We start from the raw sequence: 18,598 nt of genomic DNA on the forward strand, positions 1-18,598 counted from the left end.
TCACTCAGCGGACCACTGGTCGATGATCCCGACGATGGTCAGATCGGACGGGTAGGACTTGCTACCAGCCGCTTCCCGAGCCGCCGAGGAACCGACGCAGATCACCCAGTCACCCGGGATGCAGCCGATCGCGTCAACGGCAACCTGCGGCGTGCCGCCCGGCTTGTCGGTCACGACCAGGAGCGGGCGGTGGCCCAGCTCGCCGATCCGGTTGGTCGAGACCAAGGTCTTTTCGACCCGCATGATCTTCATGCCTGAGAAACCTCTTCAATTTCGCTGCCCGACGGGCGGTCCTGTACGGTCAGCTGGAAATACAGCATGTCCTGTTCATCCAGCTCCGAGTGACGCTCGCGGATCGCATTGCAGACCCGCTGTGCCCGGGCCACGGCCCGTTCGCGTCCACCCGGAACACGACCGTCGTAACGGAAGTGGATGGCGATCGGGATGGGCAGTCCGTGGCTCACATTGAGCTTGCGGAAAATCTTGATCCCGACGTCCAGGTCGTTCGTGTTCTCTTCCACCGTGTGGAGGTGCGCGAAATACGCCAGATTGCGCATCTGCACCTCCTCGAAGCCATCGCCGACGCTGATGTAGCGCTCGGCGTGGCCGATGATCTCGGCCGGGTAGCGCCCCTGGTAACGCTCCGTCACGTAATCGATCTGTGACAGGTTGTTGATCAACAGGTTGGCAATGAACCGCCGCATGCCGTCGTGCGGTTCGCCCCCGGTCGTGCGCCCCCAGTCGTCGGTTTCGTTGACCGAGCGGATGGCATCGTAAATGGCCAGATGGGCCGCATCGCGCTCCAAGTTCAACGTCTCCTGGTACAGGTAGGCGTTGTCGATGTATCGATGCACGCTGACATCGCCGTTGGCGTCGGGGACGTGGACGCGAATCGCGTCCGTGTCCGTGTCGACACCGACCAGCAGGATGTCCGTGCTGGCACCACAGCAGTAGGTATTCTCCACTGCCTGGCGGAAGGCCTGCAGCCGGTCCAGTGCGGCCTCGGCTGCCTTGCGCTCGTCGCTGCCATGCGCGGCGCAGCCTTCATGGTGAGGGTCCGATGAGCTGCCGTGGTAAACCGCGATCTTGAGATAGCGGGTACCCTCGTCAGCCCGGTTCGGTACGCCCTCGCGAAACCGGCGGAGTTCGACTTCGCTCCAGAGCCGAAGATCCTCTTCGACGTCGAACAGTGCGCCGGCATACGCCTTGCGATAAGTGAACGACCAGGGCGGGAGCCGAAAGATAAACGGCATCAGGCCCTTTAACCGTCCGTCCGAGCAGGGACTGATATCGACCGCGTGAAAATCGCAGTCGAGGAAGAAGCTGCTCGTGGACAGTGCGTCGTCCTTTTGGTCTTCCAATTTGCGCCCGAACTGCTTGGTAGCAGCGTTGAGCGCCTCAAAGGTGGCACTTGCGAAAAGCCCCTTCAGGTCCGGGCCCTCGATCCAGCTGTCGTTGACCAAGGCATCATCGAAGCCATGGCCCAGCCGGTTTTGGGCCAGATCCTGGATGCGGTCGCCCAGCTGCCCGTCACGGGGCAGGGCGGCCACTTCCTTGAGAAACGGAACGATGCGATCGAACCGCTCCTTGACGGAGTCTTCGCAATACGCCAGTTGTCGGTTGGCCTCGTGGTTGGTGAGCGGATGATGACAACCGCGTTCCGGCAGCGAGGGGCAGGCCGGGTGCGCCATCGGCTGAGGCGTGCCCAGGGGGCTGCGAAGCCCGCTGGGTGCGCCCAGACCGAACGGCGCCCGACGCTGACCCAGTCGGGGCGCACCCTGACTGCTGCGACGAAACGGCTGCTGTGTCATCTGACCGTTCATTCCTGCCACTTAGCCTCGAGCACCACCGGAGTAGGTGATCGTCGAGCCGTTCATGTCACTACCGCTGCTGCCGGTGATCTTGGATGCCGGAACATCCGGACGCGGCACTTCACGGTTGACCCAGGCATTGCGCACGGCACCACGAGCCTGACCACGCATGGACGGGTTGCGGCCCTGGGCCCACTGGCCCTCGGTACCGGTCACCGAACCGTTGCGAGACCAGTCATCACCGGAGATGCGGCAGCGTTCACCGCCTTCGCCAGTGACACGCTCACGGACTTGTGCTTCAGGAGCACACTGCAGCGCGGCGTCGGCCGGAGCAGCAGCCGGGATCTCCGGTTGCGGCTGGGCGGCTTCCACCGGCTGGGCCGGCGCGTTCTGAGTCGGTGCCGGAGCAGCCGGGGCAGGCGCGGGTGCCGGGGCCGGTGCCTGCGGGGCAGGCGTCGGCGTCGGCATGACCGAACCCATCCGCGGATGCGCGGCGCTCGGCTCAGGGTGACGGAACTCCGGCGTGCCGGTGATCAGTCCCATCGCCATGTTGCCGGGACCCGTGATGCGGCCACTACCCTGGTCAAACGAACTGCCCGTGACGCGGCCGCGAGCGGCGCGTGCCGGCGGGTTCACGCTGAAGTCCTCGGGGGCCGTGATCGGCTCCTGGGGTTGAGCGTAAGCCGCCTGAGGCGCGTACCGAGCACTCGGCTGGGTCCGCGCGGCCAGCGGGTAGCTGGTCGGTGCGGCACAACCGGTGTGCATCGCGTTGGCGTAGGGCGTGCCGCTGACGTAGTGGTCGTAACCGTACTCGTTGCCGGTGACGTGATCGGTCCGGTCCATCGGCGTGCCGCCAACGGTCTGGCCGTCACAGGTCATCGACGTCTCGACCTTCTCAGCGTGGGGTGCGGGCGAACCCGAGCAGTAGGCACCGTAGTGTTCAGTGCCGTAATACTCGGTACCGGTGACGGGCATGCACCCCCCTTGCTCGTCACCGGACATCTTTGGGTGATGGTCGACGCGCTGACCGGTCAGTCCACGACCCGCGAGGGTGTGCATGGACTGCACCTTGTCGACGCCGCCACCGCAAAGACGCGGTTCACCGTACTGAGAACCCGTGACACGGGAGCAGGAGCCCGGCTCGTTACCTGTCACGCGCTCGCTACGGTCCACGAGGTTACCCGTGATCCGCTCGCCTTGGCGCGACTGGTCGACGCCGACCTTCTGGTAGCCCGGCTCGGGGCGCGTGTCGCAGAACGACTCGTACTGCTCGAAGCTCAGATACTGAGTACCAGAGACATTGCGGCAGGTGCCCGGCTCGTCACCCGTGACGTGGCTGGAACGACCCATGGCGGTGCCCGACACGGTACGACCGGTGTAGGTGTGCGTTTCCGCAACCTTCTTCGGTGCCCCGTTGATGGTCATCCGCGCTACGCCGGAATCCGCGTACTCGGACCCGGTGATCGACCGGCTTGCGCCCGTTTCTCCACCGGTGGCCCGGGCGGGACGGAATTCGTCGCTACCGGTCACACGCATCTGCTTCTCGGTCCGACCTTCCACCACCTTGTTGGCGTGGGTTGGACGGGCCTTGGTGCCGCAGAACGATTGCAGGTCCTCGCTGCTCAGGTACTCGGTGCCGGTCACGGACTCGCAAGTCCCGCGCTCGTCACCGGTGACCTGGGCGGCTCGGCCTACCGCGGTGCCGCTGACGCCACGACCGCTGGCGGTCGTCGACGTGCGAACCTTCGGCGCGTTCGGCTGCGGGCGGGTGGAGCAGAACGATTCGTACTGCTCGTTACCGATGTACTCGGTACCCGAAATCATCCGGCAGCTGCCGGACTCGTTACCCGAAACGCGATGGGAGCGCTCCACCTGGGTGCCCTTCACCTCACGGCCGGAAATCGTGTGACCGGTTTCCACCTTTTTTGGCGTGGACGCCTCGCTGGTGGTATCGGTCTTGCGACGTCCGGTAGGACGGCAGGACGGGGAGCTGCCCCGGCCGTAGTGGCACAGCATCTCGCGATGGCGCATGGCCGCCTCGCGACCGCTGGCGCTGGTGTCCAGATAACCCGGAACCTGGTACCCCACACGTCCCGGACCGCCCTGCGAGGCCGGCTTGGCCGGCAACGCACGCTTGCCCTTGTTTGCCATCGCCTCGCGGCGAGCTTGGCAAATCTGGCGCACGCGGTTGGCCTGCGGGCCAAGGCGGGCCGGACGCTTTTTGGCGACCGTGCAGAGTGACTCGAACGAAGCCTCGTGCTCGGAGTCGGCCTGGGTCTCGTTGCTAGCCGGTGCCGGCTTCGGCTGCGAGCGAACCTCGTCAGCGAAGGGCATCTGCTTGCGACCCGGGCCACCCTGGGAGGCGGGCTTCGGCGGGAGTGCACTCTTGCCGTACTTCGCCATGGCCTGGCGACGGGTACGGCAAACGGACCGCACCAGATCTGCCTCGGAACCGTATTGACTCGGATCGGACTCGGCGAGCGAGCACATCTCGTCAACGGATTCCTCGGTGGACCCGGATGCGTGGGATTGTGAGGCGGCAGCGCCGTTGCTGCCGGAATCCCGCGATGCCGCGGGGTTCTGGCGAGCGGCCGACGCAGCCGTTTTCCAGGTCGAGGTGCTGGCGTTCTTGCCGTGTGCAGACAACTGCGCACGACGGGCGCGGGCCAGGTCCTTGCCGGTCAGACCGGCGAGGCTGCCGCCACCCTGAGAAGCTGCCGCGGTGTTGCCACCACGGGAAAGCTCCTCACGTCGGGCGTGAGCTGCTGCACGATTTCTGGCTGCATTGTTTCCAGATTGTACAGGCATGCCTGTTGTACCTCGTGTTGATGGTTAAGCTGCCTGCCCGAAGGCGGGCAGCCGCATCGCTTATCAGCCGGCGCGGTAAACCACGAAGGCCAGACCCTGGCTCTGGGTGAAGTTGTCATACGCAACCAGGCGAACGTGGTGGCCCGGGTACTTGCGATGGCACTCTTCGATCTCGGCCAGCACGTTCTCAACGTTGTCTTCACCGAAGAACGGCAGCTTCCACATGTACCAGTAGTGGTTCATCATGTTTTCCGGCTCGACGTGCTCCACGCTCGGGCTCCAGCCCTGGGCAATGGCGTACTCGATCTGAGCGCGGATCTGGTCCGGAGTCATCGGCGGCAGGTAGGAGAAAGTCTCGAACTTGACCGTCGTCTTGTAGTCCTGCATTTGGTTCATGGTTTCTTACCTATGAGTCAGATTCTGGTTAAGAAGGCCTGGATTAGCGGTTCTGAGTGTCGAGCTTGTCGACGGTGTCGAACTCGAACTTGATCTCTTTCCAGGTTTCCATGGCGATCTTCAGTTCCGGGCTGTGCTGTGCAGCCTGGGTGAGGATCTCCTTGCCTTCGCGCTCTACGTCACGACCCTGGTTGCGGGCCTCGACACAGGCTTCCAGAGCGACGCGGTTGGCGGCGGCGCCAGCGGCGTTGCCCCACGGGTGACCCAAGGTGCCACCACCGAACTGCAGGACGGAGTCGTCACCGAAGATGGCGACCAGTGCCGGCATGTGCCAGACGTGGATACCACCGGATGCGACGGCGAAGACGCCCGGCATGGAGCCCCAATCCTGATCGAAGAAGATGCCGCGCGAGCGGTCTTCCGGGATGAAGGATTCACGCAGCAGGTCGATCCAGCCCAGCGTGGAGGCGCGGTCGCCTTCCAGCTTGCCTACGACGGTACCGGTGTGCAGGTGGTCACCGCCGGACAGACGCAGGATCTTGGTCAGTACACGGAAGTGGATACCGTGGGTCGGGCTGCGGTCGATAACAGCGTGCATGGCACGGTGGATGTGCAGCAGGACGCCGTTTTCCTGACACCACTTGGCCAGACCGGTGTTCGCGGTGAAACCGCCGGTGATGTAGTCGTGCATGATGATCGGTGCGCCAATTTCCTTGGCGAACTCGGCACGCTTGTACATCTCTTCCGGAGTCGGCGCGGTGACGTTCAGGTAGTGACCCTTGCGCTCGCCGGTCTGGTTCTCGGCAGTCTGGGTGGCTTCCTGAACGAACAGGAAGCGGTCACGCCAGCGCATGAACGGCTGAGAGTTGATGTTCTCGTCGTCCTTGGTGAAGTCGAGACCACCACGGAGGCACTCGTAGACCGCACGGCCGTAGTTCTTGGCCGACAGGCCCAGCTTCGGCTTGATGGTGCAGCCCAGCATCGGACGGCCGTACTTGGACAGCTTGTCACGCTCGACCTGGATACCGTGCGGGGGACCGCCACAGGTCTTGATGTAGGCGATCGGGAAGCGAACGTCTTCCAGGCGCAGGCCACGGATGGCCTTGAAGCCGAATACGTTGCCGACCAGCGAGGTGAACACGTTGACGACAGAGCCTTCCTCGAACAGGTCGATCGGGTACGCGATGAACGCGTAGAAGGCGGAGTCGTCACCGGGCACGTCCTCGATGCGATACGCACGGCCCTTGTAGAAGTCCATGTCGGTCAGCAGGTCGGTCCACACCGTGGTCCAGGTACCGGTGGAGGACTCGGCTGCAACGGCGGCAGCGGCTTCCTCGCGGTCGATGCCCGGCTGCGGGGTGATCTTGAAGCACGCCAGCAGATCCGTGTCGAGCGGCGTGTACTCCGGCATCCAGTAGGTTTCGCGGTAATCTTTTACGCCCGCGCTGTAACTTTTGTTCGCCATAGCGATCCTCCGGAAGGGTAAGGTTGGCATTGGGTTTGGGATCGACCTAGGGGAAGGCCCCCTCTTTCGTCTCGGCCGATACTATACGTCCAGCGACCATCAAAGCAATTCAAAATAAGTGATGTTCACCATAAAGAAAGCCTTATGGGTTAGCCGATGATTCGATTCACACTGCACCAGCTGCGCGTCTTCAGCGCCGCGGCCGAGCTCCTCAACTACACCAAGGCAGCCGAGAAGCTGCATCTTACTCAACCCGCGGTGTCGATGCAGATTCGTCAACTGGAGAGCAATGTCGACCTGCCCCTGTTCGAGCAGACCGGTCGTCAACTGTACCTCACGGATGCCGGAAGGGAACTGTATGGATACGCCCAGCGCATCCTCGAGGTGATTACCGAGGCCGAGGAGGTGCTCGAGGGCATGAAGGGGGTGCACCGCGGCCACCTGCGTGTCAGCGTCGCGAGTACGGCGAACTACTTCGTCGCCCGGCTGCTGGCCGACTTCTCCAAGCGCTACCCGGGAGTGTCGATCAGCCTGGACGTGACTAACCGTCAGAGCCTGCTTCGGCAACTGGCTCACAACGAGACCGACATCGTGATCATGGGCGAGCCGCCCACGGATGCCGACCTGCATTCCGAGGCGTTCCTGGAGAACCCGCTGGTCGCGATCGCCGCGGCGGATCATCCCCTGGCCGGGCGCAAGTCGATCGCGCTCGAGGAACTCGCGCAGCACCGCTTCGTGCAGCGCGAATCCGCCTCGGGCACGCGGGCGGCGATCGAGCGTTTTTTCGAGGAGCACGGCCTGGCGGTCAAACCGGGGCTTGAAATGCGTTCGAACGAGGCGATCAAGCAGGCAATCGAGGCGGGCCTTGGTGTGGGGATCGTGTCGCAGCACACCCTCGAGCTTGAGTTGGAGACCGGCCGGCTTGTGATTCTGGACGTCGACGGGCTACCAATCATCCGGCACTGGTACATGGTCCAGCGCCAGGGCAAGCGGGACACGCCGGTGATGCGCAGCTTTCACGATCACGTGCTGGAGCAGGCCGAGCGGCAGGTGCGTCTTCCTAAGAAGCAGTGAGACTAGCGCTTCTGGCGCTCTTCCTCGCGCACCAGCGGCGCCCAGAATTCCCGCAACGCGCCAACCGGAACGGGTTCGCGCGCGTTCAGGAAAGGCTCGGCGCTGGTGACCAGCACCGGGTGGCGCTCGGTCATCTGCTGCATCCAGTGGATGTCGCGGTAGGAGAGGTAGTCGCGGCTGAAATGGGCCGGCAGGGCCACCCACTTGGCGACGGTTGCCGCCGGTGCCAGCGCGAGCCAGACGGCCATGGCAATCAGGGGCACGCCCACCCATGGATGCCCGTATTGCGCCGTGTCGGCCAGCAGCGACCATTGCAGCATGAAGAAGGCGCCGGTCAGGGCGATCACGCTGGCGTAGATCCAGCGATGGTTGTTGGCGATCTCGTAGACGTCGACCAGCCGGGCGATCAGCTCGGGCTGGTAGTCGAATTCGTCGCGCAGATCGAGGGACGGCTGGGTCATGCGGACTCCGGAGTTGGCGGTTCCGGCGGGGTGCCGCGCACCGCCGCCGTGATCGGGAATCCCTTCACCGGATGATAGTTGATGTCGTGGATCAGGTCAGACCGGCAAGGCCGGCCGAAATTCAGGCCGGAATGCGATCGAACACCAGGAACTGGTAGGCGTAGGGGTTGCGATCGTCCGGGTCGTGGCGCGTGGCCTCGGTCAGCTCCCACTCGTCGGGGACGTACACCGGGAAATGCGCGTCGCCCGCGACCTCGACTTCCACCAGCGTCAGGTACATCCGGTCGGCCCGGGGCAGGTACTGGTAATAGATGTTCGCCCCACCCATCACCATGGCCTCCTCGCTCTCGTCGAGGTGCTTCTCGGCCTCGGCCAGGGCGGCATTGAGCGAATGCACCACGATCACGCCCTCGGCGGCGAAGCCCTCGTCGCGGGTGACCACGATGTTGGTCCGGCCGGGCAGCGGTTTGCCGATCGACTCGTAGGTCTTGCGCCCCATGATCAGGGGCTTGCCCATGGTCAGCTGCTTGAAGTGCTTGAGATCGGCCGGCAGCCGCCAGGGGAGCTGGTTGTTGCGACCGATGACCTGGTTGCGGGCCATCGCGGCGATAAGACTGACGCGCATGCGGTTTCCTGCCTCGCGGCATGGTGATTGAGTGGGACCGACCCGGCAGTCTAGCCCAAACGTGGGGGCGGTTCACCTCTATCCGCCCGTTCTGACGCGAGGCCGACGTCGTCGGACGGCGACCTTGTTACACGGCGACCTTGGCCTTGATGTGCGGGTGCGGGTCGTAATCGGTCAGCTCAAAATCGTCGAAGACGAACTCGTCGATCGTGCGGCGATCGGGGTTGATGCGCATGATCGGCTGGTCGCGTGGCTCCCGGGTCAGTTGCTCGCGCGCCTGGTCGAGGTGGTTGTGATAGAGGTGCGCGTCACCCAGCGTGTGGACGAACTCGCCCGGCTCGAGATCGCAGACCTGCGCGATCATCATCGTCAACAGCGCGTAGCTGGCGATATTGAACGGCACGCCGAGGAAGATATCGGCGCTGCGCTGGTAGAGCTGGCAGGAGAGCCGGCCGTTGGCCACATAGAACTGGAACAGCAGGTGGCAGGGTGGCAGGGCCATCTCGGGCACGTCGGCCGGGTTCCAGGCCGTGACGATCAGCCGGCGCGAGTCCGGGTTGGTCTTGATCTGCTCGATCACCTGGCCGAGCTGGTCGATGGTGCCGCCGTCGCGCGTCGGCCAGGAGCGCCACTGCGCGCCGTAGACCGGGCCCAGGTCACCGTTTTCGTCGGCCCACTCGTTCCAGATGCGCACGCCATTGTCCTGCAGGTAGCGCACGTTGGTGTCGCCGCTGATGAACCACAACAGCTCGTGGATGATCGAGCGCAGGTGCAGCTTCTTGGTGGTCAGGGCGGGGAAACCCTTCGAGAGGTCGAAGCGCATCTGGTGGCCGAAAACGCTGCGCGTGCCGGTGCCGGTGCGATCGTCGCGATCCACGCCGTGGTCGAGGACGTGCTGCATCAGGTCGAGATAGGCCTTCATTCGGGTCTCGCGGTCGGTTGGGTGTCAGCGGGGCGGTCCATGATACCGCGGCGATAGGCCCAGATCAGCAGGGCGATGCCGGCCAGAATCATGGGCGCGGACAGCACATGACCCATGGTCAGCCAGTCGCCGGCGAGATAGCCGATGTGGGCATCGGGCTCGCGTACGAACTCCACCGCGAAGCGGAACGTGCCGTAGCCGGTGAGGAACAGCCCGGAGACGGCCATGCGCGGCCGGGGTTTCATCGAGAACACCCACAGCAGGACGAACAGCACCAGCCCTTCGAGGAACGCCTCGTAGAGCATCGAGGGGTGTCGCAGCTCGGGGCCGCCACCGGGGAACACCATGCCCCACGGCAGGGCGGTAGGGCTGCCCCACAGTTCGGCGTTGATGAAATTGCCGATCCGGCCGAAGAACAGGCCGATGGGGACCAGCGGGGCGATGAAATCGGTGACCGTGAAGAAGGCCAGTCCCTGTCGCCGGGCATACAGTGCCATGGCGACCAGTACGCCCAGCAGTCCGCCATGGAAGCTCATGCCGCCGTCCCAGAGCGCGAACAGCGACAGGGGCGAGTCGATCAGCTGCCCCGGTTGGTAGAACAGCATGTAGCCGATGCGCCCGCCGGCAATTACCCCCAGCGCACTGTAGAAAAGCAGATCGTCGACCTGCACCGGCTCGATCGGCCAGTCGGGACGACGGGCGCGCAGGCGGGCCAGCGCCCAGGCGCCGGCAAAGCCGAACAGGTACATCAGCCCGTACCAGTGAATGGCCAGGGGGCCGATCTGCAGGGCGACGGGGTCGATGGCGGGATAATCCATGGGGGCGTCGGTTGTGTCGGTTGTGAAAGTCGGGTGAGTCTACCAGTATCGTTGGCCCCGTTTCGCGACGTCCATCCGTCGCCTCAATGGAGCGATCCGATGAGCAATCCGCGCCTGCTGGAATCGACAAGCCCTTACCTCCAGGCCCACGCCGATAACCCGGTCGAGTGGTATGCCTGGAACGACGAGGCCCTGAGTCGTGCCCGCGACGAGGACCGACCGATCCTGCTGTCGATCGGCTACGCCGCTTGCCATTGGTGCCATGTCATGGCGCGCGAGAGCTTCTCCGATCCGGAAATCGCGGCGGTGATGAATCGGCATTTCGTCAATATCAAGGTCGATCGCGAGGAGCGCCCCGATCTGGACAAGACCTTCCAGACGGCGCATGCACTCCTGAACCAGCGCGGGGGCGGCTGGCCCCTGACCGCCTTTCTCAACCCGGATGACCTGACGCCGTTTTTCATCGGTACCTACTTTCCGGCAAAGCCGCGCTTCGGCATGCCCGGCTTTGCCGATCTGCTCGAGCGGGTGCACAGCGTCTACCGGGAAAAGCGTGACCAGACGCGAGAGCAGGGCATGGCGGTCCACCGGGCGCTCAGCGCAACGCCCCCCGGGGGTGCCGACCTGCCGCGGGTGTCGATCGCCCATGCCGCGCGGGCACGGCTGGATGGAGCGCTGGATGACAAGCACGGCGGACTGGGTGGTGCACCGAAATTCCCGCAATTGCCCATGCTCGACTTTCTGCTCGACGAGGCGGCCGCTCGCGGTGACGACGGGCAAGGCCCCTTGGATCACGCCGTGGCGGCCTTGCTCGACGGCGGGCTGTTCGACCACCTCGACGGCGGCATCTTCCGGTACTGCGTCGATGCCGACTGGACCATCCCCCACTTCGAGAAGATGCTCGTCGACAACGCCCAGTTACCGGACACCCTGTCGCGCTTTGCCGTCCTGGGAGGCGAATCGGACGGTCGACGCGCCGTGATCGAGTCGCTGCTCGAACGCAGCATCGACCACTTCCTCGAGCGCATGCGCCTGGCCGACGGCACCTTCGCTGCGAGCCTGGATGCCGATACCCAGGGCGAGGAGGGCGCCACCTACCTCTGGAAGCCCGATGAGGCGCGCGAGGTGCTGGAATTAGCCGGACTCGATGCCGACACCATCGAGGGGTTTCTGGGCGAGTACGGGCTCGACCACCCGGCGAACTTCGAGGGCAAGTGGCATCTGGCCGCGGTGCGCCGTGCTAGAAGCGTGGAGCAGGTGCGGCCACTGGCCGAACCCCTCCGTCGTGCCCTGCTGGCACGACGCGATGCCCGTCCGCAGCCCAAGCGTGACGACAAGTCCCTGCTGGGACTCAATGCCTTGCTGGCCACCGGGTTCCTGCGGGCCGGCAATCGGCTCGGGCGAGACGACTGGACAACCAAGGGCCTCGACCTGCTCGATCGGCTGGTACCCGCGGCCACCGCCGTGGCCGACCTGCCGACCGGCTATCTTGACGGGCGCCCGTCGGTGCCGGCCTTTCTCGACGATCTTGCCTTGCTGCTGGAGGCCCAGACCGAAGCCTTTTTTCGCGTACCCGACGCCGAGCGGCTGGCCCGCATCGAGGAGATCATCGGCACGATCACCGAGCGGTTCACTGATGGCAGTGGTGCCTTCCGGCTCAGCCATGCCGGTCACGGGGCACCGGTGGCGGGGCTGGTCGTGTTCACCGACGACGCCCAGCCGGCCGGCAACGCGGTGCTGGCCGATGTGCTTACCCGGCTGGGTTATGCCCTGGGCCGGACCGACTGGCTCGACATCGCGGAGGCAATCTTCAAGGCCGCCGCCGGGTCGATCGAACGTGCACCGCAGGCCCACACGCGGCTGCTTGCCGCCCTGCGACGCTTCCACCAGCCCGCGACGGTGGTGGTAATCAAGGCCCGGGAGATGACGGCCTGGCAGACGGCGATCGCCACGTTGCGTCGCCGCGGCATCACCGTGATCGCCAGTGGCAGTGATGACTTGCTGCCCGACAAGCCGTTGCCCCAGGGCGGCTCCGGGTTGGCGTACATCTGTCGCGGCACGGCCTGCCTGCCTCCCGAGGCCGATCCGGATCAGTTGCTTCTGCAGTTCGCGTAAGCAATTCCGGCGCAAATTGCCAGCGACTGTCATCCGGTCATCGGATCGACATCGTTTCGTCACCACGCTGCCAACTGGCCTCGCCACCCTGCGATCAGTATCAAACGCCAGGGGAGACGATCTATGCAGCGAGACGAGGGAAGCCGGCGTGACCGGCTGAATGAATCGGGTGGGCTGACGGTGGCCTTTGCCACCACTGGGGCGGAGCGCGAGGCCTGCTACCGACTGCGGTACCGGGTGTTCGTCGAGGAGATGGGGGCGAGGATCCCGCCGGGGCATGATGGCCTGGAGCGCGACGCGTTCGATCCGCACTGTCATCACCTGATGGTGCGGGATCGCCGCGGTGCGCTGGTGGCCTGCACCCGGGTGCTGACCGACACCCAGGCCTGCCTGACCGGCGGGTTCTATTCCGAGCAGGAATTCGATCTTGCCGGGATCCGCAAACTGCCCGGACGGGTCATGGAGATTGGGCGGACCTGCGTGCATCCCGACTGGCGTCGGGGTGGCACGATCGCTGCCCTTTGGGCGGGGCTGGCCCGGTTCATGGCGGACAACCGCTTCGGCTACCTGATCGGCTGCGCCTCGATTCCCATGGACGATGGTGGGGCAACCGCCCGGGCGATCACCGACAGCCTGCTCAATCGCCACCTGGCACCTGCCGAGCGGCGCGTGCGCCCGCGTCGTCCACTGCCGGCCCTCGATGAGCCGCCGGTCAGCATGCCATCGACCCGCCTGCCGCCACTGCTGAAGGCCTACATGCGCCTGGGGGCGACGGTCGGGGGAGAGCCGTGCTGGGATCCGGCGTTCGGCTGTGCCGACCTGTTCATCCTGCTGGAAAGTGCGGACCTGCAGGCGCGCTACCTGCGTCACTTCGTCGAACGCCGCCGCGAGCCGGAGCCGCGGGCGGGCCGCGTGCATATCGCGGCTTGAGTCGACTTAGGTTGGCTTACTGGTCCGGGTCGCGTTTGCCGCAGTAGGGGGTGAGTTCGTCGACCAGGGCCTCGAGGCCGAGTCGGATCTCGCGCAGGTCGAGCTGCCGGCCGCTGGGAACGGGGGCTTCGGGGGGTGGAGTGGCCGGTGTGGTTTCGTTGTCTGGCCGGGTTTCCCCTTGCGGGTCGAGCGCCAGCAGGTTGCCGCCACTCTGGCTGATGCGTTCGCGCATGTCGCGCACGGCTTCCAGCGCACTGGAGGACTCGCGCGAGGAGGCCTTGGGCAGGGCGGCAAGCTGCTGGCGGGCGCCGGCGATGGTGAAACCCTGATCGTAGAGCAGGGTGCGGATCAGGCGGATCAGCTCGATGTCGTGGCGTTGGTAGTAGCGGCGGTTGCCGCGGCGCTTGATCGGCTTGAGCGGTTCGAATTCCTGCTCCCAGTAACGCAGCACGTGCGACTTGACGTCACAGAGCTCGCCGACTTCCCCAATGGTGAAGTACCGCTTGCTGGGGATCGGCGGGAAGGTGAATTCAGTCTTGCTCTGGGCCGTCATAAGCTTCCACCAGCGACTTGAGTTTCTGGCCGGCGCGGAAGGTCACCACCCGGCGGGCGGTGACGGGAATCATCTCCCCGGTGCGCGGGTTGCGCCCGGGGCGTTCGTTCTTGTCCCGCAACTGGAAATTGCCGAAGCCGGAGAGCTTGATGTCCTCGCCCGATTCCAGCACCTGCCGCATCTCCTCGAAGAAGAGATCGACGAAGTCCTTTGCCTCACGCTTGTTGAGGCCAAGTTCGTTATGCAGCGTTTCTACCAGATCCGCTTTCGTAAGAGCCATGTAAATCGGTTCCCGGGTTCAAGTCAACCGCGCAGCTCGACATCGTGCTGGCGGAGGTTCTCGAGTATGTGATTGATTGTATCGGTAATTTCGTCGTCGGTGAGAGTGCGCTCGTCATTCTGGAACACGAGCTTCACTGCAAGCGACTGCTGGCCGTCGGCCACACCCTCACCCACGTAGCGGTCGAAGGGCTCGACATCGCGCAGGAATGCCCCGCCGGCGGCGCGGATGGCAGCGGCCAGCTCGTCGAAGGCAAGCGTGGTCGGGGTGACCAGCGCGAGATCCCGGCGGATGCGCGGAAACTTCGACAGCGGTGCACTCTGCGGCAGGGGGCGCTCGGCAATGCCCTCAAGTGACAGACGGGCGGCAAAGACCGGCCCCTTCAGATCGAAGGTCTTGAGCGTGTCCGGGTGCAGCGCGCCGATTTGACCGACCGGCTGGCCGTCGATCCGAATCTCGGCGGCCTGGCCCGGGTGCAGTGCGGGGTGCTCGCCGGGATGGAAGGAGAGCGCGTCTTTCAGGCCGAGTCCTTCGAGCAGATCCTCGAGGTCGCCCTTGATGTCATAGAAGTCGACGGTTCGCGTGGCCTGTCCCCATTGCTCGGGGGCCGCGTGGCCGGCGGCAACGAAGGCCAGTTCGCTTGATTCCCGCGCGGCTGCGGCGGTCGAACCGGCGAAGCGGTGGCCGGTCTCGAACAGGCGGATCGCCGGCTGTTGGCGTTTCTGGTTGTGGGCCACGGCCTCGAGCAGGCCCGGCCAGAGGCTCTGGCGCATCACCGCCATCTGCGAGGCGATCGGGTTCGCCAGTTCGATGGCGGGGGTGCCCGGGGTGATCACCGCATCCAGATCGCGGTCGACGAAGCTGTAGGTGATCGCCTCGAAGTAGCCACGGTCGGCCATGAGATCGCCGATGCGCGTGGTGGTGTTGGTGGTCGCCGCCGGCAGGCCGATCTCCGGGGTCATGCGCGTGATCGGCGCGCGGAAGTTGTCGTAGCCGATCAGGCGCGCCAGTTCCTCGAGCAGGTCCTCGGGGATGGCCAGATCGAAGCGGCGGGTCGGCGGCACCACGGAGAGCACGTCGGCATCACGAGTGACATCGCAGCCCAGCCGGGTAAGCAGGTCGGCGGCACGCTCGGTGGCGACCGGCAGGCCGAGGCGTCGCTCGGCCCATTCCATGTCGAGCGTGATCGCGGCCGGGGTCGTCAGTTCGCGACCGCCGCTCGCTTCGACCACCGGCCCGGCCTTGCCGCCGAGCATCTCGGTGATTAGCTGGGCGGCCCGGTCGATTGCCTGGCGCGGCAGGCCCGGGTCGACGCCACGCTCGAAGCGGAAGGCGGCATCGGTGGTCAGGCCAAAGCGGCGAGCGCGACCGGCGACCGCCTCAGGGGTGAAGTGGGCGGATTCCAGCACGATGCGGCGAGTCTCGCCTGAGACCCCCGAGGGGGCGCTGCCGATAATGCCCGCCAGCGCGATCGGGTTGCCGGCATCGGCCACCACCAGGCAGTCGTCCTCGAGGGCCAGTTCCTGCTCGTTCAATCCCACCATTTTCTCGCCGGCCTTCGCCCAGCGCACGCGGATGTCGCCGTCGAGCTTGTCGCCGTCGAAGGCGTGCATCGGCTGGCCGGTCTCGAGCATGACGTAGTTCAGGAGATCGACGATCGGCTCGACCGTCGAGACGCCGGCGCGGCGCAGGCGCTCGGCGATCAGCAGGTCGGTATCGTCACGGGCCGGGATATCCTCGATCACCTGGGTGAGATAGACCGGGCAGGCATCGGCAGCCTCGATCGCTGCCGCGCGGTTCGAGTCGGTGGCTGACGTGGGCGCCTGGGTGTCCGGTGCGGTAAGCGTGGCGTCGAACAGGGCGCTGCATTCCTGGGCCAGGCCCGCGATCGACAGGACATCACCGCGGTTGGGGGTTATCCCGAGCTCGATCACGGCGTCGTCGAGATCCAGCCACTCGCGCAGGTCCGCACCCACCGGCGCATCGTCGGGCAGTTCGAGCAGGCCGTCGCGGGAGCTTGCCAGGCCCAGCTCGTCGGCGCCGCAGAGCATGCCGTGGGACGGCTCGCCGCGCAGCTTGGCCTTCTTGATCTTCATGCCGCCGGGCAGGGTGGCGCCCACCCGGGCCAGCGGTGCACGCATGCCCTCGCGGACGTTGGGCGCACCGCAGACGACCTGCCAGGTGGTCTCGCCATCGAACACCTCGGTCACACGCAGCTTGTCGGCGTCCGGGTGCGGACGCACGGTCTTGACCTCGGCGACGACGACGTTGTCGAAGGCCGGGGCGGCGGGCTCGATGGCATCGACCTCGAGGCCGGCCATGGTCAGGCGGTGGGCCAGCTCCTCGGTATCGACCTGCGGGTCAATCCAGGTTCTCAGCCAGTTCTCGGAAAAAAGCATCGGGTGTCAGGTCCTCGGGCCTTGGTCCGGTCGGCCGCCGCGACGATGCGGGGCCGGGCACAAATCGGTGGGTCGGCCGGTCATACCGGCTCGACGGGAATCGGGTTTACTGGAATTGGCGCAGGAAGCGCAGGTCGTTCTCGAAGAACGCGCGCAGGTCGTCGACCCCGTAGCGGAGCATCGCCAGGCGCTCGACGCCCATGCCGATGGCGAAACCGCTCACCTCGGCCGGGTCCAGATTGACCGAGCGCAGCACGTTGGGGTGGACCATGCCGGCACCCAGCACCTCGATCCAGCCGGTCTTCTTGCACACGCGGCAGCCCTCGCCGCCGCAGTGGACGCACTGGATGTCGACTTCCGCGGACGGCTCGGTGAACGGGAAGAACGACGGGCGCAGGCGGACGGCCAAGTCCTCGCGCTCGAACAGGGCGGCGAGGAAGGTCTCCAGCGTGGCGCGCAGGTCGGTGAAGCGCACGTTCTCGTCGAGGTAGAGGACCTCGATCTGGTGGAACATCGGCGAGTGCGTCATGTCCGAGTCGCAGCGGTACACGCGACCGGGGGCGATCACCTTCAGCGGCGGCTTGGATTCCTGCATGGCGCGGATTTGCACCGGCGAGGTGTGGGTGCGCAGCAGGTGGTTGGCGTCGAAGTAGAAGGTGTCGTGCATCGCCCGGGCGGGGTGGCTCTCGGGGATGTTCAGGGCGGTGAAGTTGTGCCAGTCGTCCTCGATCTCCGGGCCTTCGGCGACGCGAAAGCCCATTGCCTGGAAGATGGCGGAGACGCGCTCGGTGATCTGCGTGACCGGGTGCTTGGCACCGGGCGGGCGGCGACGGCCGGGCAGGGTGACATCAATGGTCTCAGCACTGAGCTTGGCGGCCAGCGCCTCGGCCTGCAGGGTCTCCCGACGGCCCTTGAGCGCGCCGATGACCCGGTCCTTGACCGCGTTGATGGCCGCGCCCTGCGTCTTGCGCTCTTCGGGGTCGAGCTGGCCGAGGGTCTTCATCTGGGCCGTGATCGACCCTTTCTTGCCGGTGTATTCCACCCGCAGGGCCTCGAGTGCGTCGAGACTGTCGGCCGCCTCGATGCGCGCCAGTGCGTCGGTCTCCAAGGTGTCCAGGGAGTTGCTCACCGCTTAAACGCTCCTTCCAGTTGCTTAGCCACCCTTTGCCGGATGCCGTTGGAACCGGCATCTGGCGAAGGGCGTTATTGTGGCGTAAAGCCTAATAAAATCAATGCCTTCAACGAAAAAAGGCGCCGTGAGGCGCCTTTCGGGAATCCGGGCGAGCGGCCAGTGACCGTCCGCAATCCGTGATCGGTCCGGATCAGCCTGCCAGGGCAGCCTTGGCTTTCTCGGCCAGGGCGGCAAAGCCCGGCTTGTCGTGCACCGCGATGTCGGCGAGGACCTTGCGGTCGACCTCGACGTTGGCCTTGTTCAGGCCATCCATCATGCGGCTGTAAGACAGGCCGTTGTTGCGTGCCTCGGCGTTGATGCGAGTGATCCACAGGCCGCGGAACACGCGCTTCTTCGCGCGACGGTCACGATAGGCGTACTGACCGGCCTTGATGACCGCCTGCTTGGCAGAGCGGTAGGTGCGCGAACGGGCACCGTAGTAACCCTTCGCCTTGTTCAGGACTTTCTTGTGCTTGGCATGGGCGGTAACGCCACGCTTAACTCGTGCCATGGTCTATCTCCTCACTTCTTGCCGTAGGGCATCATGCGCTCGACGAGCTGGACATCGGCCTCGTGAACGTAGGCCGGCGAACCGAGCTGACGCTTCCGCTTCGACGATTTCTTCGTGAGGATGTGACGCAGGTGCGACTGACGACGCTTTACGCCGCCCGCGGTAATCTTGAACCGCTTGGCGGCCCCGCGATTAGTCTTGATCTTGGGCATGATCAACTCCAGTTCAGGTTTGTTTTTGGATATCCGGCCACGTCGGA

Annotated in this window: 17 protein-coding genes and 1 pseudogene; 3 read left to right on the plus strand and 15 right to left on the minus strand. The window is 65.4% G+C overall.

The window, feature by feature from the left end:
• The 5 genes from VWP12_RS06370 to VWP12_RS06390 form a co-directional block, all read right to left on the minus strand.
• A complete protein-coding gene (locus tag VWP12_RS06370; protein WP_058575620.1) occupies positions 1-252 on the minus strand; it encodes a carboxysome peptide A in 252 nt (83 codons plus the stop codon).
• A complete protein-coding gene (locus tag VWP12_RS06375) occupies positions 249-1,811 on the minus strand; it encodes a carboxysome shell carbonic anhydrase (protein WP_410473441.1) in 1,563 nt (520 codons plus the stop codon). The genes VWP12_RS06370 and VWP12_RS06375 overlap by 4 nt, the downstream gene beginning before the upstream one ends.
• A 21-nt stretch (positions 1,812-1,832) precedes the next feature.
• On the minus strand, positions 1,833-4,619 hold the full coding sequence (locus tag VWP12_RS06380) for a CsoS2 family carboxysome shell protein (RefSeq protein ID WP_410473442.1): 2,787 nt from the start codon (positions 4,617-4,619) through the stop codon (positions 1,833-1,835).
• 63 nt (positions 4,620-4,682) lie between these two features.
• Positions 4,683-5,015, minus strand: coding sequence for a ribulose bisphosphate carboxylase small subunit (locus tag VWP12_RS06385; RefSeq protein ID WP_125198468.1), 333 nt, complete (start codon positions 5,013-5,015; stop codon positions 4,683-4,685).
• 43 nt (positions 5,016-5,058) lie between these two features.
• The gene (locus tag VWP12_RS06390) at positions 5,059-6,480 is read right to left on the minus strand and encodes a form I ribulose bisphosphate carboxylase large subunit (protein ID WP_125198469.1); all 1,422 of its coding nucleotides are present in this window, start codon (positions 6,478-6,480) and stop codon (positions 5,059-5,061) included.
• 156 nt (positions 6,481-6,636) lie between these two features.
• Here VWP12_RS06390 and VWP12_RS06395 point away from each other — a divergent pair, with 156 nt between their 5' ends.
• Positions 6,637-7,554: a LysR family transcriptional regulator gene (locus VWP12_RS06395; RefSeq protein ID WP_410473443.1), complete on the plus strand. Its 918-nt coding sequence runs from the start codon at positions 6,637-6,639 to the stop codon at positions 7,552-7,554.
• Positions 7,555-7,556: 2 nt separating this feature from the next.
• On the opposite strand, the gene VWP12_RS06400 is transcribed toward VWP12_RS06395, so the two are convergent.
• The 4 genes from VWP12_RS06400 to lgt all read right to left on the minus strand — a co-directional run bounded on the left by VWP12_RS06400 (position 7,557) and on the right by lgt (position 10,380).
• Entirely contained in the window at positions 7,557-8,015 is a 459-nt protein-coding gene (locus VWP12_RS06400; RefSeq protein WP_125198471.1) for a hypothetical protein, read from the minus strand.
• Between the two features lie 121 nt (positions 8,016-8,136).
• Positions 8,137-8,640: a type 3 dihydrofolate reductase gene (folA, locus tag VWP12_RS06405; RefSeq protein ID WP_125198472.1), complete on the minus strand. Its 504-nt coding sequence runs from the start codon at positions 8,638-8,640 to the stop codon at positions 8,137-8,139.
• A gap of 127 nt (positions 8,641-8,767) precedes the next feature.
• Entirely contained in the window at positions 8,768-9,562 is a 795-nt protein-coding gene (locus VWP12_RS06410) for a thymidylate synthase (RefSeq protein WP_410473444.1), read from the minus strand.
• The gene (gene lgt, locus VWP12_RS06415) at positions 9,559-10,380 is read right to left on the minus strand and encodes a prolipoprotein diacylglyceryl transferase (RefSeq protein WP_410473445.1); all 822 of its coding nucleotides are present in this window, start codon (positions 10,378-10,380) and stop codon (positions 9,559-9,561) included. The genes VWP12_RS06410 and lgt overlap by 4 nt, the downstream gene beginning before the upstream one ends.
• 99 nt (positions 10,381-10,479) lie before the next feature.
• On the opposite strand from lgt, the gene VWP12_RS06420 reads away from it, so the two are divergent.
• Positions 10,480-12,495, plus strand: a complete 2,016-nt coding sequence (locus VWP12_RS06420) for a thioredoxin domain-containing protein (RefSeq protein ID WP_410473446.1) — start codon at positions 10,480-10,482, stop codon at positions 12,493-12,495.
• 123 nt (positions 12,496-12,618) lie between these two features.
• Positions 12,619-13,425 carry a GNAT family N-acetyltransferase gene (locus VWP12_RS06425; protein ID WP_410473447.1) on the plus strand — a complete coding sequence of 269 codons (807 nt, stop codon included), beginning with the start codon at positions 12,619-12,621 and terminating at the stop codon, positions 13,423-13,425.
• 288 nt (positions 13,426-13,713) lie between these two features.
• Here the strand turns inward: VWP12_RS06425 and VWP12_RS06430 are convergent.
• From VWP12_RS06430 to rpmI, 6 genes and pseudogenes are all read right to left on the minus strand, one after another.
• Positions 13,714-13,978, minus strand: a pseudogene (locus tag VWP12_RS06430) (MerR family transcriptional regulator); the annotation flags it as partial.
• The gene (locus VWP12_RS06435; RefSeq protein ID WP_125198477.1) at positions 13,956-14,258 is read right to left on the minus strand and encodes an integration host factor subunit alpha; all 303 of its coding nucleotides are present in this window, start codon (positions 14,256-14,258) and stop codon (positions 13,956-13,958) included. The gene VWP12_RS06435 and the pseudogene VWP12_RS06430, both read right to left, overlap by 23 nt.
• A gap of 23 nt (positions 14,259-14,281) precedes the next feature.
• Positions 14,282-16,657, minus strand: coding sequence for a phenylalanine--tRNA ligase subunit beta (gene pheT, locus VWP12_RS06440; protein ID WP_410473448.1), 2,376 nt, complete (start codon positions 16,655-16,657; stop codon positions 14,282-14,284).
• Positions 16,658-16,763: 106 nt separating this feature from the next.
• Positions 16,764-17,786, minus strand: a complete 1,023-nt coding sequence (gene pheS / locus VWP12_RS06445; protein WP_410473449.1) for a phenylalanine--tRNA ligase subunit alpha — start codon at positions 17,784-17,786, stop codon at positions 16,764-16,766.
• A 193-nt stretch (positions 17,787-17,979) separates the two neighbouring features.
• Positions 17,980-18,339: a 50S ribosomal protein L20 gene (gene rplT / locus VWP12_RS06450; protein WP_125198479.1), complete on the minus strand. Its 360-nt coding sequence runs from the start codon at positions 18,337-18,339 to the stop codon at positions 17,980-17,982.
• 11 nt (positions 18,340-18,350) lie between these two features.
• Positions 18,351-18,551: a 50S ribosomal protein L35 gene (rpmI, locus tag VWP12_RS06455; RefSeq protein WP_125198480.1), complete on the minus strand. Its 201-nt coding sequence runs from the start codon at positions 18,549-18,551 to the stop codon at positions 18,351-18,353.
• Between the last annotated feature and the right edge of the window lie 47 nt (positions 18,552-18,598).

Origin of the sequence: Guyparkeria sp. TX1, assembly GCF_046523965.1 — a bacterium.
GTDB lineage: Bacteria > Pseudomonadota > Gammaproteobacteria > Halothiobacillales > Halothiobacillaceae > Guyparkeria.

What these genes read in the sequence shown, in the direction of transcription:
- VWP12_RS06385 (WP_125198468.1), bottom strand. Translation starts at nt 5,015, where the DNA reads ATGAACCAAATGCAGGACTACAAGACGACGGTCAAGTTCGAGACTTTC.
- VWP12_RS06390 (WP_125198469.1), bottom strand. Translation starts at nt 6,480, where the DNA reads ATGGCGAACAAAAGTTACAGCGCGGGCGTAAAAGATTACCGCGAAACC.
- VWP12_RS06380 (WP_410473442.1), bottom strand. Translation starts at nt 4,619, where the DNA reads ATGCCTGTACAATCTGGAAACAATGCAGCCAGAAATCGTGCAGCAGCT.
- VWP12_RS06435 (WP_125198477.1), bottom strand. Translation starts at nt 14,258, where the DNA reads ATGGCTCTTACGAAAGCGGATCTGGTAGAAACGCTGCATAACGAACTT.
- VWP12_RS06410 (WP_410473444.1), bottom strand. Translation starts at nt 9,562, where the DNA reads ATGAAGGCCTATCTCGACCTGATGCAGCACGTCCTCGACCACGGCGTG.
- pheT (WP_410473448.1), bottom strand. Translation starts at nt 16,657, where the DNA reads ATGCTTTTTTCCGAGAACTGGCTGAGAACCTGGATTGACCCGCAGGTC.
- rplT (WP_125198479.1), bottom strand. Translation starts at nt 18,339, where the DNA reads ATGGCACGAGTTAAGCGTGGCGTTACCGCCCATGCCAAGCACAAGAAA.
- VWP12_RS06370 (WP_058575620.1), bottom strand. Translation starts at nt 252, where the DNA reads ATGAAGATCATGCGGGTCGAAAAGACCTTGGTCTCGACCAACCGGATC.
- rpmI (WP_125198480.1), bottom strand. Translation starts at nt 18,551, where the DNA reads ATGCCCAAGATCAAGACTAATCGCGGGGCCGCCAAGCGGTTCAAGATT.
- VWP12_RS06420 (WP_410473446.1), top strand. Translation starts at nt 10,480, where the DNA reads ATGAGCAATCCGCGCCTGCTGGAATCGACAAGCCCTTACCTCCAGGCC.
- VWP12_RS06400 (WP_125198471.1), bottom strand. Translation starts at nt 8,015, where the DNA reads ATGACCCAGCCGTCCCTCGATCTGCGCGACGAATTCGACTACCAGCCC.
- VWP12_RS06425 (WP_410473447.1), top strand. Translation starts at nt 12,619, where the DNA reads ATGCAGCGAGACGAGGGAAGCCGGCGTGACCGGCTGAATGAATCGGGT.
- folA (WP_125198472.1), bottom strand. Translation starts at nt 8,640, where the DNA reads ATGCGCGTCAGTCTTATCGCCGCGATGGCCCGCAACCAGGTCATCGGT.
- VWP12_RS06375 (WP_410473441.1), bottom strand. Translation starts at nt 1,811, where the DNA reads ATGACACAGCAGCCGTTTCGTCGCAGCAGTCAGGGTGCGCCCCGACTG.
- VWP12_RS06395 (WP_410473443.1), top strand. Translation starts at nt 6,637, where the DNA reads ATGATTCGATTCACACTGCACCAGCTGCGCGTCTTCAGCGCCGCGGCC.
- lgt (WP_410473445.1), bottom strand. Translation starts at nt 10,380, where the DNA reads ATGGATTATCCCGCCATCGACCCCGTCGCCCTGCAGATCGGCCCCCTG.